A 15883-nucleotide genomic window follows, 5' to 3' on the forward strand; every position below is an offset into this window, starting at 1 on the left:
TTTATAATTGGGTTTAAAAAATACTAGAAGCCTTTTCAGGAATCCTTGTTGTTGCAAATCTATCCATGATCGGTTTCCTGAACTGTCAGAATTGAATGAGATGGTAGAAAGGGAGAGAGGGGAGGCTGTAAGAATTGTTCAATTGTATATAAAAAATAGCCATTTCAACCTCTATATAGGTCGAAATGGCTATTGAAAGGGGAATGTAAAGAGAGTTAATGCAGGCTGCTTGCTTCCACAAATTCAGAAGGAAGCGAACCGAAATGTTCCTTGAAGCACTTGGTGAAATAGGAAGGTGACTTGAACCCAACACTGTACACCACCTCAATTACGCTGTGCTTGCCAGTGGATAGCAGAGCGGCTGCTTTTTGCATGCGATAGTACTTGATATACTCACTGGGAGGTCTTTCCATAACGTGCTTGAATCGGATATTGAGGTTGGAGCGACTCATACCGATTTCTTTGCAGAAGGTGTCTACAGAAAGATCAGGATCACTCAAGTATTCTTCCATGATTCGTTTCACTTCTATAGAAAATTTATCCTCTTCAGATACCTCATCAGCATGTTGTTCCTCTTCAGAGAGCAGGTCCTTCAGATAGCTTCTCCGGATCTGGTAGTACTTCTGGATAGTCGTCTGTAAGGTCAGGGTCAAATGTTCCCAATCAAATGGTTTTGATACATAAGCATCAGCCCCATTTTGCAATGCTATCTTACGGCTTTCAGTCGCATTTTTGGCAGAAAGCATTACGACAGGGATATGATTGGTTTTCTTATGCTCTTTTACCATGCTGCAGAGTGCATATCCATCTGTCTCTGGCATCATGATATCTGTCAGGATGATGTCAGGCAAATGTGTTTTGGCTAGCTCAAATGCTTCAGCCCCGTCTGAAGCTTCTACTATTTGGAAATCTTCCTCAAGTCCGCTTTTCATAAACGTTCTGAATTCAGCATTGTCATCAGCTAGTAGCAGTGTTTTCTTACCCTCTGTACCGAGAGGCTCCAAGGTTTCCTGAACCTTTACGGTATGAGTTTCTTGTGCCAGTTCCTCATCCGCAAAGTGGGTTTTCCCTTTTGGTAATGAAATGCAAAAGGTAGTTCCTTTTCCTTCTTCACTGGATACGGTGATACTCCCATGATGAAGTTCCACCAGCTCTTTGGTTAGTGCCATGCCAATGCCAAACCCTTTTTCTTCTACCAGTGTGCTTTGCTCTTGGGAATAGTATTCAAAAACTCGTTGTTGCATTACTTCGCTCATACCTTTTCCCGTATCAAACACCCGAAGCAGCACATTTTCCCCTGTATCTTCCACCATGACTTGGATGCGACCTCCTTCGGGTGTGAACTTGAAGGCATTGCCAACTAGGTTTTGAATCACTTTCTGGATTTTACCTTTATCGAGCCATAGTGATATATCACTTTCACCCAAAACCTCTAGTGCTATTTTTTTGCTTTCAGCCCTTGCTTCAAAGGCAAGGCATAACTCCTTGAGAAAATCCACTGCCTTTACCTGTTGTATGCGCAAAGGCTGCTTGCTGCTTTGTATTTTTCGGAATTCCAGCAGTTCGTCGACCAATTGCATCAGTTGTTTGGCATTCTTGAGCATCAGTTTCAGGTACTCGTGGTCAGCAGGTATCGATTCACCTTTTCTGATCAGTCTATCCAACGGTCCTATGATCAGTGATAGTGGTGTCCGTAGTTCATGGGAAATGTTTGTGAAAAAGTTGATTTTCAATTGGTTGATGTGGGACACTTTTTCCTTGTCCATCTTTTCAACCAACAGGTCTTCTTTGAATTGCTTGCGTACCCTCATTTCCTTATAAACCAGCTGAACCATAATGGCTGCCAGCAGCAGGTAGAGGAGATTAGCCCACCATGATCGCCATAAGGGCGGCAAAATTTCGATGGCAAGTACCGTTGCTTCACCCCATACACCATCTTCGTTGGCTGCCTTTACCTCAAAATTATAGTTTCCTGGAGACAGGCGGGCAAAGTTGGCAGTCCGTTGCTTATCAAGGTAGAGCCAGTCATCAATATATCCTTTCATCCTGATGGCGTATGTGACCTGTTCAGGTTGGCTGTAATTGATGGCTGTATAATCAATGGCCAATATGGCTTGACCGTATTGGATACTGATTGACTCCTTGTCCATCAGTTTGAGGGATTCCTGCTTGTCAATGCTTTTGTTTCCCAAAAAGGAAATCTTGTTAAGAATCACATTGGGTGCTTTGTGGTTGATGGCAATCTCATAAGGACGGAAAACATTGAAGCCGTTCGTGCCACCGAAGTAAATATTGTCGTCTGATGCCTGAAAGCAGGCATTCCGGTTGAACTCATCACCTTGCAAGCCTTCGCTGCTGTAAAATGCATTGACCTTTCCGGTATTGATCATCAGTTGGTTAATGCCTTTGGCTGTACTGATCCAAAGGGCATTTTCTCGATCATCATATACCAGTCCGTTGATAATGTGACTCGAAAGCCCTTCAGCAGTTGAATAGTGTACCAAGGTGCTATCTTTGGTATTGAGTCCATATAGTCCGTTTTGTGTCCCAACCCAAAGCCTGTTTTCCTGATCTTCCGCAATACTATAGACGAAACTGTTAAAATAGGACTGTTTGGAAGGTGTAAAAGTCTCAAATATATCGTCTCTTGGATTGTATTTGAGTAGTCCGTTTTGTGACCCGACCCATATTTCCCCAAGGTGGCTGATATGAAAAACACCCCCTCGGTTATAAGACTCATGCAAGTTCCCGTTTTCGTAATTGTAATGGGCACTTATCTTCCCGTTTTCAATCAGGTAAATGGAGCGTGAACAGCTGACCCATACTTTGCCTTTTGGGTATTCTGTAATGCTATATATGCCTTCATTTTCAAGTAGGTGGGTGAATCGTTTCGTTTGGGCATCTTGTCTGCTTAATCCTTTGTACTGTCCCACCCAAAGGTTTCCATTACTATCTTTCATCAATGCTTTTACATGAGGATGTAAGATGCTTTCTGAGCGGTTACCGTTGGGCTTAATGATGTTATATTGTTCACCATTTTTCCTAATCAATCCATTACCTTCCGTTCCTATCAGTACGCTGGAGGAGTCTGCCCAGAACGAGCTGACAGAACCGAAAAATGCCAATCCTGTGGATGTATCGAAGTGTGTGATGGGATAAAACTTACGGGCATTGGTTGAGAAGAAATTCACACCGCCACTCCATGTGCCTACCCACATATTTTGCTTGTTGTCTTCAAAAATGGAGTAAACAGAGTTTTGACTAAGTGTGTTGGTGAGTCCATTGCCCTGTTTGAAGACCTGAAAAGTCTTGTCAAAATGGTCATAACGGGCTACCCCTTCCTTGGTGCCAATCCACAGGTTTTTATGCTGGTCCTGAACGATCACCCGCACGTCATCTGAAGGCAGGGTACCTTTCCGGTAATGCCTGAACTTTTTATTGGCAGGGTCTTCCAGTACACTGATTCCGGCACTGCGGGTACCTACCCAAATGTGATCATTAAAGTCGACAGCTACCGTGAGTAAGTTAGAGCCATTCAATCCTTCAGTATTATTGCTTTCTGATTGGAAGGTAGTGCTTTCTTGCGTGCTGGGATTATAACAAACCAATCCCTTGTAGGTACTGGTGTACCAAATATTTCCTTTGCTGTCTTCGGCTATGGCCCTCACATTACTTGACTCGTTGGCAAGCAGTTCAAAATGGTCTGTTTGATTGTTGTATATCATCAGTCCATTGTTAGTGCCAGCAAATAGGTGACCCTTGCTGTCCCTGAAAAGGCAATTGGTAAAATTCTCCTTCCCATTTTCAAGCATCGTTTCAGGATAGGGTCTGCTTGTTTCACTTTTGATATCAAACTGGCAAATGCCATTGGCTGTACCAACCCATATCTGATGGTTAGCCCCAATTGAAAGAGCTGTGACAATATTGTGTGGGATAGTACTGGAATCTTGGGGAACATGCATGTAGTGAACGAAATCCTTTCCGTCAAAGCGGTTGAGTCCGCCACCTCTGGTTCCAAACCACATAAATCCTTGCTGATCCTGTGCAATGGCATATACAGTGCTTTGTGCGAGACCTTCTTCTACAGAATAATGAGAAATAGAATAAGGAACCTGTGCAAAACAGCTTGAAATGATGAAACCAATGATTGGCAATAGTAATATAGTCTTTAGCAACTGTCGTAAAATGTAGGGCATATGTTAGTTTGTTTAGTAGCTATTTTTTCTTGCCATTGATAGCAAGTGTGTCATTACAAAAGAACTTTTTTCTTCGTTGATTGAAGTATACAAAGTGTAATTTGTACATAAATTACATACAAATAGCTAAAATTGACATATAAATGGAACTGATTGTTAATTGTCAGTGCTGAATTTACAGTGTAATAAGTACACTAATACTACTTTTGAAACATGCTGCAGCAAAGAGGTATAACATCTTTATTCAATGTGAAAAAGTAGAACCCAATCCATATGAAAATGAAACAGATATTAATATTGCTACTGACGCTTTTGCTTCCCCTCTCCCTTTGGGCACAGGAGCGTATCATTAGTGGAACCATCACCGATGAGAATGGGCAGTCGATGCCAGGTGTTTCAGTGCTGGTAAAAGGTACAACTAAAGGTACTGTCACTGACTTGAATGGTAAGTTCAGCCTGAATGTCAATGCATCGGACAAACTGGTTATTTCTTACATTGGTTACATGACCGTAGAGCAGGATGTGAGTAACAAAACTAAGCTTGATCTTTCTATGGCAGTCAATGATGAATTGCTGGATGAGATCGTGGTAGTCGGTTATGGTGTACAGAAAAAGTCTCACCTTACTGGTGCTGTTGCCAAGATCAAGAATGAAGGATTGGCAGATATTCCAGTATCACGGGTAGATCAGGCACTTTATGGACAGCTAGCAGGTTTACAGATCCAGAACACCAACGGTGAAGCAGGTTCTTCTCCTTATATACAGGTACGGGGAATGTCAACGATCAATGCAGGGAAAGGCCCGTTGATTGTAGTGGATGGTTACCCAATTCCAGATGACCTTTCTGGTATTGATATGAATGATGTAGCTTCTATTGAAGTGCTAAAGGATGCTGCTTCAGCTGCTATTTATGGATCTAGAGGAGCCAATGGTGTAATTATGATAACGACCAAAAGTGGAGGTAAGGACAAGATGGACATTTCTTTCCGATCCAATGTGGGTATGAAGACACCAGCACTTTCAATAGATCTTTATTCTCCTCAATCTTGGTTGGAGTATGTGGCGACAAAAAGTAATGTAAGTGACAAGGATCAGGCAAGGCTTGATGCTATGGAGCAATTGGGGACTGCTACTGACTGGCAGGATGCTACGATGAGAGCTGGAAAGACACAGAACTATCAGTTGAGTGTTTCGGGTAGCTCAGGCAAGACCAACTATTATGTTTCGGGCTCTTATTTTAGTGAGCAGGGCATTATGCTGGCAGATAACTACGAGAAGTTTGCCATGCGTGTAAAACTGCAAACAAAGTTGAGTGACCGTTTGGAAATGGGTTTCAATATTAACCCGTCTTTTACCAATAATGATCGCATCAATGTAGGGATTCATGATGTATTGAGAAACTCTCCTTGGTTACCGGTATGGCATACAGCAGAAACTGCAGAGCTGACAGGGAAAACTGAAGGAGAATTGGCAATGGAGAATGATTTCAGAGATGTTTATGGGCAAAGCCTTTCAAATACCAGTAATGTGAATGGTTATGCCAAGCTGACGGGTAGAGAAAAGAATGAGCAGAAACTCAGAGGGTTCTTCAATACGAACCTTAAACTGAACCTGATGGAAGGAATGGATTTTAAGACTTCCATTGGTGTATACGCTACTCAGCGAGACCGCACTACCTACCAGAACTCATGGGCACATCGTAACGGTCAGGCGGCAACAGAAGCTTCTTACAATGGGCAGCGTGTCATAGATATGCTGAATGAGAATATTCTAACCTACAGCAAGGAGTTTGGGAATCATTCCATTGATGCATTGGCTGGTTTCACTTACCAAAAAACGCAGATAAAGGAATCAGAAGTGGAAGCTAACAACTTCCTTACGGATAAGATCAAGACCCTGAATGCGGGTACCATTATAGGAGGTGAGACTTCTGGATCGGAACATGTATTGATGTCTTATTTGTCAAGAGCTAGTTATGCTTATAAGGGCAAGTACCTGCTCTCAGCCAGTATACGATGGGACGGTAGCTCCCGATTTGGTCCAGCCAACAAGTATGGTTTCTTCCCTTCTGTATCGGCAGGATGGAGAGTGACGGAAGAGAATTTCATGGCAGGGATTAAGCCATTGGTCAGCGACCTGAAACTACGTGTAAGTTATGGCGCTACAGGTAACAATGGTATTCCGAACTACGGATATCTGGCTAACATTGGGCCTTCTAATTATGTACTGGGCGATGATGCCATTGTAAGTGGTTACAAGCAAACAAACCTTGGGAACCCTTCATTGAGTTGGGAAAGAACGTTTGAGTTTGATGCCGGATTTGATCTGGGTCTATTCAATGATCGATTCATTATGGGATTTGACTACTACGATGCGACTTCTGACCAGTTGCTGCTGGAACTTCCTATCCCATCAGTAACAGGTTTCACAAGCCTTTGGGTCAATCAAGGTAAGGTGAAAAATACAGGTATTGAATTGGAGCTTACAACTGTCAATATTCAAAAAGCTGATTTCTCTTGGAGCTCAAGCCTGACATTTGCCACTACCAGAAATGAGCTACTGGAGTTTGGAGGGGATGATGTCCTGATTCAGACGGTTGACCCTAAACGCCCTAATGACTTTATCACAAGAGTAGGCGAACCGATTGTTCAATTCTATGGATACAAAATGAAAAGCGAATTGAGTGAAGAGGAGATGAATGTTTACTGGCCAATTGGTGTAGAGTCGCTAAGCGTGTATGTGGAAGATCTGGATGGTGACGGGAAGATCACGGAAGCAGACAAGGTGCCTTTAGGAAAACCATTCCCTGACTTCACTTGGGGTATCACAAACAATGTACGCTACAAGAACCTAGATTTGAGCTTTACTTTCCAAGGATCAGAAGGTGCTTCTGTATTCAATCTTGACCCTTATTACTATGAGACACAGTGGAAAGGCGATGACAATGCATTGGACTTACCTGCTGAGACAAGGGACCAAGTGGCGCTAAAATCCCTGACAGATTACCATGTTCAGGATGCTTCTTATATCGCACTACGTAACCTGACCATAGGGTATAACATTCCGGTTAACAAGTTTATCCGCAAGGCCCGTGTTTATTTCTCTGGTAGCAATCTGATCTATTTGGCAGCTGACAACTATACTTCCCTAAATCCAGAAGGAATCAATCAGTACACAGATTCTCCACTGCTGTACGGTTACCAGCGTGGTGCTAACCCATTGGCTAAAACCTACTCGGCAGGGATCACACTGGACTTTTAGTCAGGAACAAAACAGAGAACCCCTTTGCTTAACCTTTAAATGAACAACCATGAAAAAAAGATATATACTGGGCATTGTTTGCCTACTGATATTTTCGGCATGCGAAGAGCAGTTGGAGCTTAAACCACTCTCAAGCATTACGGATAACAAGTTTTATGAAACCGACGAGGAGATTGAATCAGCTGTTCTGTCCGTTTACAGCGGTTTGCAAGTGTTGACTGATGAGGCTTGGATTTTGGAAGGACTGCGAGATGATAATGCTTATCCAAGCTCACTGGAGGGAACTTACGGTTTTGTGGACAATTTCAGCGATGATGAAAGCAGCCCCTTCTCAGCAAGTTACTGGACCAGTGCTTATGATGTAATTGCTAGAGCCAATACAGTACTGAAGTATGTAGGAAATGTAACGGATGATGGTCTGAGAAGTCAGCTGGAAGGGGAAGCTAAGTTCCTGAGAGCTTACACTTACTTCAAGCTGGTCAGACTCTTTGGTAATGTGCCGTTGGTGTTGGAAACCATTCAGTATGATGACGCTGAAAAGTTCAGTAATAGTACACCGTCAGAAATATATACGGCAATTGAAGCTGATCTGAAAGATGCAATCTCAATGTTACCGGAAAAGTATGCTTCCAGCGAAGCAGGCAGGGCAACACAGTTTGCTGCCAAAGGCATTCTGGCTAAGGTACTAATCACGATGGGAGGAAAGGAAGTGGAGGCAAAGCAGCTGCTAAGTGACATTATAGGAAGTGGTCAGTTTTCATTGATGGATAACTACAAGGAGGTATTTGAAAGTGAGCAGAATAAGGAGGTTATTTTTGCGGTGAGATATGCTGCTCAAAACGGAGAACACCAGACATTCTCTTATACATTCAGTGCCAATGGCTTCTTTGGTGGGGTGCGTCCGAGCCAAGAGTTGATGGATATTTATGAAGACAATGATGTTCGTTTTGAAGCTTCAGCTGCCTATGATGAGGCCAAGGAAAAATGGATTATCAACAAGTTTAATTCTTTGAATACACCTGAAATGTCAGGTGTTGACTGGATCGCTTTGCGTTATGCGGACATCCTACTGCTTTATGCTGAACTGGCTAATGAACTTTCACCAATGGATGCTCAGGCAACACAGTACCTTAACGAGATCAGAGAAAGAGCTGGACTGGCTCCTGTGACAGTGGCATCTCAGGCAGAGCTGCGGGATGCAATCAGGGATGAGCGTCGCGTGGAACTGGCATTTGAAGGGCATCGTTGGTTTGACCTACTTCGCTATGGCAATGCTGTAAATATCATGAGAACCCACCTGGAAGGAGAAGGAATAAGTGCCTTGATAGAGGACTATAAGCTACTATATGCTATTCCAAGATCTGAAATTCTGTTAAGTAAAGGTAAACTTGTACAGAATCCAGGCTACCAACAGTAATTGATAAGCCGGCTTATGATAAGCCGGCACTTTTTTCCAGCCATAAACTTATCAAAGATATGCATATAAATATATTGAAGAGTCTGCTGTTACTGGTAGCGCTCTCAGCCAGCCTTGGTCTTTCAGCGCATGAATACCAAGTGAAAAACATAGAAGAATACAAAGCACTGCCTGAATTGAGTCCAGGGGATACCGTCACATTGGGAAATGGTGTATGGAAGGATGCCCAGCTTTCTTTTAAGGGAAAAGGTACAGCTCAGCATCCGATTATCCTTAGGGCCCAAACCAATGGAAAGGTGACACTTGAAGGAGCGTCTAATTTGAAGCTTTCGGGAGAGTACCTGATCGTATCAGGGCTTGTATTTACTAATGGCTATTCGCCAGATAATGCTGTTATTTCCTTTATGGAAGATAAGCAACATATGGCTTTTCATTCGCGAGTGACTAATTGTGTTATTGATGGGTTTAACAAGCCTGACAGGTTTATGAAAGACAATTGGATCGCCATGCATGGTCGCTATAACAGACTTGACCATAATTACTTTTCCGGAAAAGCAAATGTAGGTCCGCTACTAGTAGTTTGGTTAAAGGACGAAGCAAGTAGAAACAATCATCATAGCATAGATCACAATCATTTTGCAAACAGGATCACGACTGGTTCAAACGGAGGAGAAACTGTCCGTATCGGAACCAGCTTTACCTCTTTGGAACCATCCAGAACTATAGTCCGTGATAATTTCTTTGAGCGCTGTAATGGAGAGGTTGAAGTCATCTCAAATAAGTCCTGTGAAAACAGCTTTATCGGTAATGTCTTTTGGGAATGCCAAGGTTCGCTAGTCCTGAGACATGGCCATAACAACTTGGTGGAAGGGAATTACTTTTTTGGTAACAACGTACCTCAAACTGGGGGCATTCGGGTGATTAATGAAGGACAAACCATCATCAATAACCACTTGCAAGGCATCAAGGGAGACCGTTTCCGATCGGCACTGGCAGTGATGAATGGGGTGCCCAACTCTCCAGCGAACCGATACATGCAGGTTAAGCGAAGCAATATATCTTTCAATACCTTTATTGACTGTGATCATATACAGTTTGGCGTTGGAGCGGATGAGGAAAGAAGCATGGCTCCAGATGAGACAACAGTGGCTAACAACCTTTTTCTTCACCAAAGTGAAAAGCATATTTTTAGCCAGCTATCAAGTGTGGAAGGGATTGACTTCAGTAACAATGTGATAGGGACAGGTGTAGAAATGTTGACCGAAACAGGGTTTTCGCAAGAAAAGATCAAGGTGCTGGAAGAGCGCAAAATGTTGCAGCCTGAAAAACCAGTTGTACTTTCTGCAGCAACTACTGTTTACAGCTGCTACAGGGATATCAGGGGAGGGATAAGAGAAGGTTCAGAGGTTGGGGCACTTTCCCGTAATGGCAGAAAAATATCAGTTACTATTCCAAGCAAAGAAAACACTGGTCCAAGCTGGAACTACGGTTTAACTTCTGGTCTACAACCTAAGGAGTGGCTGGTAGGGCGTACAAGTGAGCTATATGATGCCTTGAAAATGTCAAATGAGGGAGATGTGATTGTGCTTAAGCCTCGTACTTACAGATTGTCCAAATCTCTTATTATTGATAGGGATATAATGATCAGGAAGCAGGAAGGAGAGCAACGTCCCCTATTGAACATAAAAGCTGACAAGGGTTTATTGATTTCCAAAGCCTGTGAGCTGAGGTTGGAAGGAATAGATTGGGAAGGCAATAACAGTGAAGGGCAGTTAGGAATCAGTGCTGAAGCAATTAATGCACCTTATATACTGACGATAGAAAACTGTCGCTTTCAGCAGTTTGATGGAGCTGTATTGAAAGGGCATAAATCCAGTATGGCAAGCTCACTCCGTGTTGTCAACTCAACTTTTAGGTCAATGGGAGGCACAGCATTTCTTTTACACGCCGAAACAGACGATAAGGGTAACTACAATGCAGAAAGGCTTGCTTTCAGCAATAACCTGTTTGAAAACATCAAGGGAGCAGCCATTGACTTGTACAGGGGAGGAACGGATGAAAGCACACTGGGCCCTGTTGTAGACATTAGCCATTGTACCTTTAACAAGGTAGGTAACGGACAGCTGCCCACACTCTACCTCTACGGTATTCAAGGATTAAACTTAAGCCACTCCTTATTTGACAATGGAAGTACGGCAGAAGTAAGGGTAACAACTGGAGAACCAAAAGGAACTGTTCACCATTGCCGTTTCCAGAAAGCCGAAGACCTTGTGCTGGATCAGCCATTTGTTGCAGAGGAACTTATACTGGTGAATGGCCAGCAGCAACTAGATCTTGAAAAAGAAAGCGATCTGGGATATTTACCTACTTTTAATGTGATGCAACAAGATGGAGCTAAATAAAAGTGATATCATTTGTTTTGGGGAATTATTGCTTCGGCTGTCTCCACCAGGTCATCAGTTGATAAGGCAAGCCAAAACTTATGAAGCCAACTATGGTGGGGCTGAAGCCAATGTAGCTGCTTCTCTTGCCTGTTTGGGGCACAAGTCACGTTTTGTTTCCAGACTGCCAACTAATGCTATAGGTCTTGCAGCCAAATCGCAGTTGGCTGCTTATGGTGTAGATACTGACTATATAATCAGTGGTGGCGAACGGGTCGGTACTTATTTTTTGGAGACAGGAACCATGCACCGTAATTCATCCGTCATCTATGACAGGGCATTCTCAGGAATGGCGACAATAGAAAAGGGAATGATCAATTGGGAGGATATATTTCAGCATAGTCAGTGGTTTCATTGGTCTGGAATTACAGCGGGACTATCAGCCACTGCGGCAGAAGTATGTATGGAAGCCATTGCTACAGCTAAAAAAATGGGAATCGTTGTTTCATGTGACCTGAATTACAGGAGTAAGCTTTGGCAATATGGAAAGTCTCCAGCTTCCATTATGCCCGAATTGGTATCCATGTCTGATCTCGTGCTTGGAGGCAAGGACGATGCTCGAATTATGTTGGGGGTTGAGTTTGGGAAAACAGATGACTATGCGGATACCCCTGTACGGATCAAGGAGCATTTTCCTGACGTAAAATGGGTGGCTACAAGTCTGCGGAAATCCTATTCAGCTTCTCATAACAGTATTGCTGGCGTCCTGTCAGATGGTGATAAAGTATATCGGTCAATGGTATATGACATGCCCGTAATGGTTGACCGTGTTGGAGGTGGAGATGCTTTTATGGCTGGCCTGATTCATGGCATGCTTACCTACTCAGAAAACTACCAGTATATCATAGACTTTGCAGCAGCAGCTTCTTGCTTGAAACACACGATACCAGGAGATATCAATCTGGCGGGATTACAAGAGATAGAACAGCTTTGCAAAGGCCATCATGATGCAGGACGAATAGCTCGTTAATGTTCAACCTATAAAGCTAAATATAATGGCGAATTTTAGCCGGATTGAAGTGGTTACTAAGATGTATGAAACAGGTATAGTACCTGTATTTTACCACCCTGACCCCGCTATCTGTATTTCAATTCTCAAAGTCTGCTACCATGCAGGAATTCGTGTTTTTGAATTTACAAACCGAGGAGATTTTGCCCACAAAACCTTCGAGGAACTAGTCCGTTTTGCAGCTATTGAGTTGCCTGAAATGGTATTGGGGATTGGTTCAATTGTCGATCCAGCCACTGCTGCTTTATATCTTCAGCTTGGAGCAAACTTTATTGTTTCTCCAATTATGAACCCTGAGGTAGCGAAGGTATGTAACAGGCGGAAAGTAGCCTGGGTTCCAGGGTGTGGAACACTCACCGAAATTTCGGAAGCAGAATCTATAGGAGCGGAAGTGGTCAAGATATTTCCTGCTGAACAGGTAGGAGGATTAAAGTTTATAAAGGCAGTGAAGGGGCCATGCCCTTGGAGCAGTATTATGCCTACAGGAGGAGTGGAGCCAAATAAGGAAGTGGTGACACACTGGCTTAATAAAGGCGCTCACTGTGTTGGAATTGGCTCCAGTCTTTTTTCGCAAGATAATGAAGGGGACTTTAATCTTATCCAGATTGAAAACCAGCTTATGGCACTTACAGAGGCAGTGACGGCCATGAATAGAACACTAATCAGACATTCAAATAGAAGTGTTGTGATTGGATAAAAACAGAAAGGTACACATTATATGTTTTTGGAAAACTGATGAGGTGTTTTGTCTTAAAAAATGAGAATTTAAATAGATAATTGTGGTTCATCTTCATTCGTATGGAGATGAACTTTTTTATTGATTAAGGCAATTGTTCTTATGGCAGAAGATAGACTTTATTATTTGACAATCATCAAAAATGGAAATTATTGAAAATGAGAAGGAAGATATGCCTTAAGACTCAAGGTGTCCATTTAGCTTTGAGGTTACATATTATAAGTAATAAGAAAAGAATCGAATGTAGCTATTAAATAATTTTCATAGACATGTCATTATTCTTAATAGAAAATAAAAGGTTAAGTAATTATGCAATAACCCTAAGTGTATAACTATGCAAAAGCATAGCATAAAGTGTAGTAAGGGTTATATTTTATGAGCTGAAAGTGCGACATATAAAAAAATTTGGTAATTATTTTAAAGTCAGAAGGTCTTGCTTTCTGACTTTTTTTGTCAACTCATATGCCATTAAATTGGGAAAGTAGCATTAGGGGGGAATTATTTATAATGTTATTGAATGAGATTATTGGTTGGTAAAGTACATAACCTTACACTGTAAGGAATATTGAAGTCGTTTAAATAGATATTTTTTTCAAAAGTTCTTTGATCGAAGGATTTAAAAGCAACATTAAGTTTATTAATGATTGCTTTTAGACCTTCAAACTCGACAAAGGCTTTTTTGTTGACAGTAGATAATGCGCCTAAAGTCCAGTGAATGGCCTCTTCTAAGTCCTCAGTTTGAATGTACTCTTTTACCTGATTAGAGCTAGTGATAATGTATATGTAATACATAATTGACAGTGTGTTAATATGATGGTGCAAAAATAAGCTCAATTCATAACCGCTCAAAAAAACCTATGTTAATTTATTATTGTTTTTTTGATGTTAGAAATAAACTTTGCTATTCAATAGTGAAGGGGAGAAAAATGTATTGCTGTCTGAAAAGGTTTTGTATTATTCTATAATAAGTGTGCTTTATAAAGTAAAAATACTCTAGGCTGAGTTCTTACTCTTGTTATTATATAGGTGCTCTTTAAGGTAAGATAAAGCAATACCAATATGGTTTTCGACAGTTTTTTTGGAGATATCAAGCACCTCTGCAATTTCTTTGTAAGATAGCCCTGCTTCTCTACTCATCATGAATATCTTTTTTCGCATAGGAGGCATTTGCTCAAGTAGTCTTTCTATTGTTTCAGATAGCTCATTGGCATTTAGTGTTTCCTGAGTGTTCTCTGAAGCAGGTTGCCAATGTTCATTTTCTAATTTAGGACTGTCATGGGATAGGTACCGTTGGCGGGCAGAATTTTTAAGGTTGAGAGAGGCATTTTTAACAGCCCTTAAACAATAGGATTGCAATTGTCCATCTAGCGTTATTTGCGCTCTATTCTTCCAAAGGTTGAGAAATACATCCGCAACAAGGTCTTCAGCATCCTCAGGATATACACCAAGGCTGATGCTGAACTTTTTGAGTTTAGCATAGAGAACGATATAAATATGCTGAAAAGCTTTTTCGTCCCCACTCTTAGCAAATTGCCAATACTTATTTAAATCCTCTTGTTGCATATGCCTGCAAAAATAAGAAGATAAACTGAGTTGATAAAGTGAAGCTTCTCTTAACAACAGCCAAAAAAATCCATGATTTAGTTATCTAAATGTTACTCATATTAACTAATTATTAAATGCATTTTTTTGATTGGGGGTATTGGGGGGAAGTCTTGTCTAGCAATATGAAAGGTAAAAACATGAATAAAGAAGAAAGACATATTTGGATGGGCAAAGTGCTTGCCGGTGAACTTAACGAGGAAGAAAACAAAGCTTTTCAAGCTTGGCTATTGGAAGACCCGGCTCGTATGCAGGAGTTTGAGCAGATGAAAAACATATGGGGTGAAAAGATATTTTCGGAAGTTTCACAGGATGAAGTTGATGAGGCAAGTAAAAGGTTACTTTCAAAAATGAAAGCGATGGAGTCGGAAACGGTTGTTTATCAGCTGCCTTATTGGAAAAGACCTCAACTTGTTGCCGCAGCCGCAGTATTGGTACTACTATCTGTTATAGGCTTATCTCAATATAAAGGTGACAATATTGAAGAGTTGTATGCAGGTATTGGAGAACAGCAAAAAATAACGCTTTCAGATGGGACAGTTGTCACTCTTAATTCAGAGAGTACACTTTATTATCCGAATGATTTTGAAAGTAGTATAAGGGAAGTAAGGTTGGAAGGAGAAGCGCTTTTTGAAGTCTCAGAGAATCCACACAAACCGTTTGTCGTGAAAGCGGCTGGTTTAGAGGTACAGGTGTTGGGTACGGTATTTAATGTTGATGCCTATCATGACAATATTAACCAGACTGTAGAGCTCTTGAGTGGTAAAATTGCTTTGAAAAACAGTAATGCCGGCGAAGAAGCAATCGTATTGAATCCTGGAGATCTTTACACTTACAATAACCGAGAAAAGAATGAGCAGTTGGAACATAATTATAATGGGTTTACAACGGATTGGCTCAGGGGAGAACTGAATTTTAACAAAAAGTCATTGGAAGAGGTCGTCTTGGTTTTACAGAGAGAGTACCCAATTGAAATAATATTGGAAAATAGGGAAGCAAAGGGTAAAAAACTGACAGCTTCGTTTCAGCATAGTCAACCTGCTGAAGAAATCATTAGCCTACTGGCTGTCTTGACAGGTCATACATTAGAGAGGAAAGGAAACACCTATTTCTTAAAATAAAAAAAGGCATTGTCCTGCGCCAACAGTCCAATGCCGATGTATCATTTACATTTACGACTTCAAAATTATGAAATTTTTGATTCCAACGTCAAGAAGTTTT

General features: G+C 41.6%; 9 protein-coding genes. 6 read left to right on the forward strand and 3 right to left on the reverse strand.

Going from position 1 to position 15883, the window contains the following annotated elements:
- Positions 1-215 precede the first annotated feature (215 nt).
- On the reverse strand, positions 216-4196 hold the full coding sequence (locus V6R21_RS01565; RefSeq protein ID WP_334240235.1) for a hybrid sensor histidine kinase/response regulator transcription factor: 3981 nt from the start codon (positions 4194-4196) through the stop codon (positions 216-218).
- 279 nt (positions 4197-4475) lie between these two features.
- On the opposite strand from V6R21_RS01565, the gene V6R21_RS01570 reads away from it, so the two are divergent.
- The 5 genes from V6R21_RS01570 to V6R21_RS01590 are packed head-to-tail and all read left to right on the forward strand — an operon-like array spanning position 4476 to position 13021.
- Positions 4476-7457, forward strand: a complete 2982-nt coding sequence (locus V6R21_RS01570; protein ID WP_334240237.1) for a SusC/RagA family TonB-linked outer membrane protein — start codon at positions 4476-4478, stop codon at positions 7455-7457.
- Positions 7458-7506: 49 nt separating this feature from the next.
- Positions 7507-8874 (forward strand): RagB/SusD family nutrient uptake outer membrane protein, encoded by a 1368-nt coding sequence (locus tag V6R21_RS01575; RefSeq protein ID WP_334240239.1) that lies wholly within the window; start codon positions 7507-7509, stop codon positions 8872-8874.
- Positions 8875-8933: 59 nt separating this feature from the next.
- Positions 8934-11276: a polysaccharide lyase 6 family protein gene (locus V6R21_RS01580; RefSeq protein WP_334240241.1), complete on the forward strand. Its 2343-nt coding sequence runs from the start codon at positions 8934-8936 to the stop codon at positions 11274-11276.
- Complete coding sequence (locus tag V6R21_RS01585) at positions 11263-12285, forward strand: sugar kinase (protein WP_334240243.1); 1023 nt, start codon at positions 11263-11265, stop codon at positions 12283-12285. The genes V6R21_RS01580 and V6R21_RS01585 overlap by 14 nt, the downstream gene beginning before the upstream one ends.
- A 25-nt stretch (positions 12286-12310) precedes the next feature.
- Entirely contained in the window at positions 12311-13021 is a 711-nt protein-coding gene (locus V6R21_RS01590) for a bifunctional 4-hydroxy-2-oxoglutarate aldolase/2-dehydro-3-deoxy-phosphogluconate aldolase (protein ID WP_334240244.1), read from the forward strand.
- 549 nt (positions 13022-13570) lie between these two features.
- Here V6R21_RS01590 and V6R21_RS01595 read toward each other — a convergent pair.
- Both V6R21_RS01595 and V6R21_RS01600 read right to left on the reverse strand, forming a co-directional pair.
- Positions 13571-13852, reverse strand: a complete 282-nt coding sequence (locus tag V6R21_RS01595; RefSeq protein ID WP_334240247.1) for a hypothetical protein — start codon at positions 13850-13852, stop codon at positions 13571-13573.
- A 201-nt stretch (positions 13853-14053) separates the two neighbouring features.
- Positions 14054-14623, reverse strand: a complete 570-nt coding sequence (locus V6R21_RS01600) for an RNA polymerase sigma-70 factor (RefSeq protein WP_334240249.1) — start codon at positions 14621-14623, stop codon at positions 14054-14056.
- Positions 14624-14802: 179 nt separating this feature from the next.
- On the opposite strand from V6R21_RS01600, the gene V6R21_RS01605 reads away from it, so the two are divergent.
- Entirely contained in the window at positions 14803-15783 is a 981-nt protein-coding gene (locus V6R21_RS01605) for a FecR domain-containing protein (RefSeq protein WP_334240251.1), read from the forward strand.
- The last annotated feature ends 100 nt before the right edge of the window (positions 15784-15883 follow it).

This window comes from Limibacter armeniacum, assembly GCF_036880985.1.
Lineage (GTDB): Bacteria > Bacteroidota > Bacteroidia > Cytophagales > Flammeovirgaceae > Limibacter > Limibacter armeniacum.

Bases quoted from the DNA above. Each gene is read 5' to 3' on its own strand.
- V6R21_RS01585 (WP_334240243.1), top strand. From the start codon at position 11,263: ATGGAGCTAAATAAAAGTGATATCATTTGTTTTGGGGAATTATTGCTT.
- V6R21_RS01565 (WP_334240235.1), bottom strand. From the start codon at position 4,196: ATGCCCTACATTTTACGACAGTTGCTAAAGACTATATTACTATTGCCA.
- V6R21_RS01595 (WP_334240247.1), bottom strand. From the start codon at position 13,852: ATGTATTACATATACATTATCACTAGCTCTAATCAGGTAAAAGAGTAC.
- V6R21_RS01575 (WP_334240239.1), top strand. From the start codon at position 7,507: ATGAAAAAAAGATATATACTGGGCATTGTTTGCCTACTGATATTTTCG.
- V6R21_RS01605 (WP_334240251.1), top strand. From the start codon at position 14,803: ATGAATAAAGAAGAAAGACATATTTGGATGGGCAAAGTGCTTGCCGGT.
- V6R21_RS01600 (WP_334240249.1), bottom strand. From the start codon at position 14,623: ATGCAACAAGAGGATTTAAATAAGTATTGGCAATTTGCTAAGAGTGGG.
- V6R21_RS01590 (WP_334240244.1), top strand. From the start codon at position 12,311: ATGGCGAATTTTAGCCGGATTGAAGTGGTTACTAAGATGTATGAAACA.
- V6R21_RS01570 (WP_334240237.1), top strand. From the start codon at position 4,476: ATGAAACAGATATTAATATTGCTACTGACGCTTTTGCTTCCCCTCTCC.
- V6R21_RS01580 (WP_334240241.1), top strand. From the start codon at position 8,934: ATGCATATAAATATATTGAAGAGTCTGCTGTTACTGGTAGCGCTCTCA.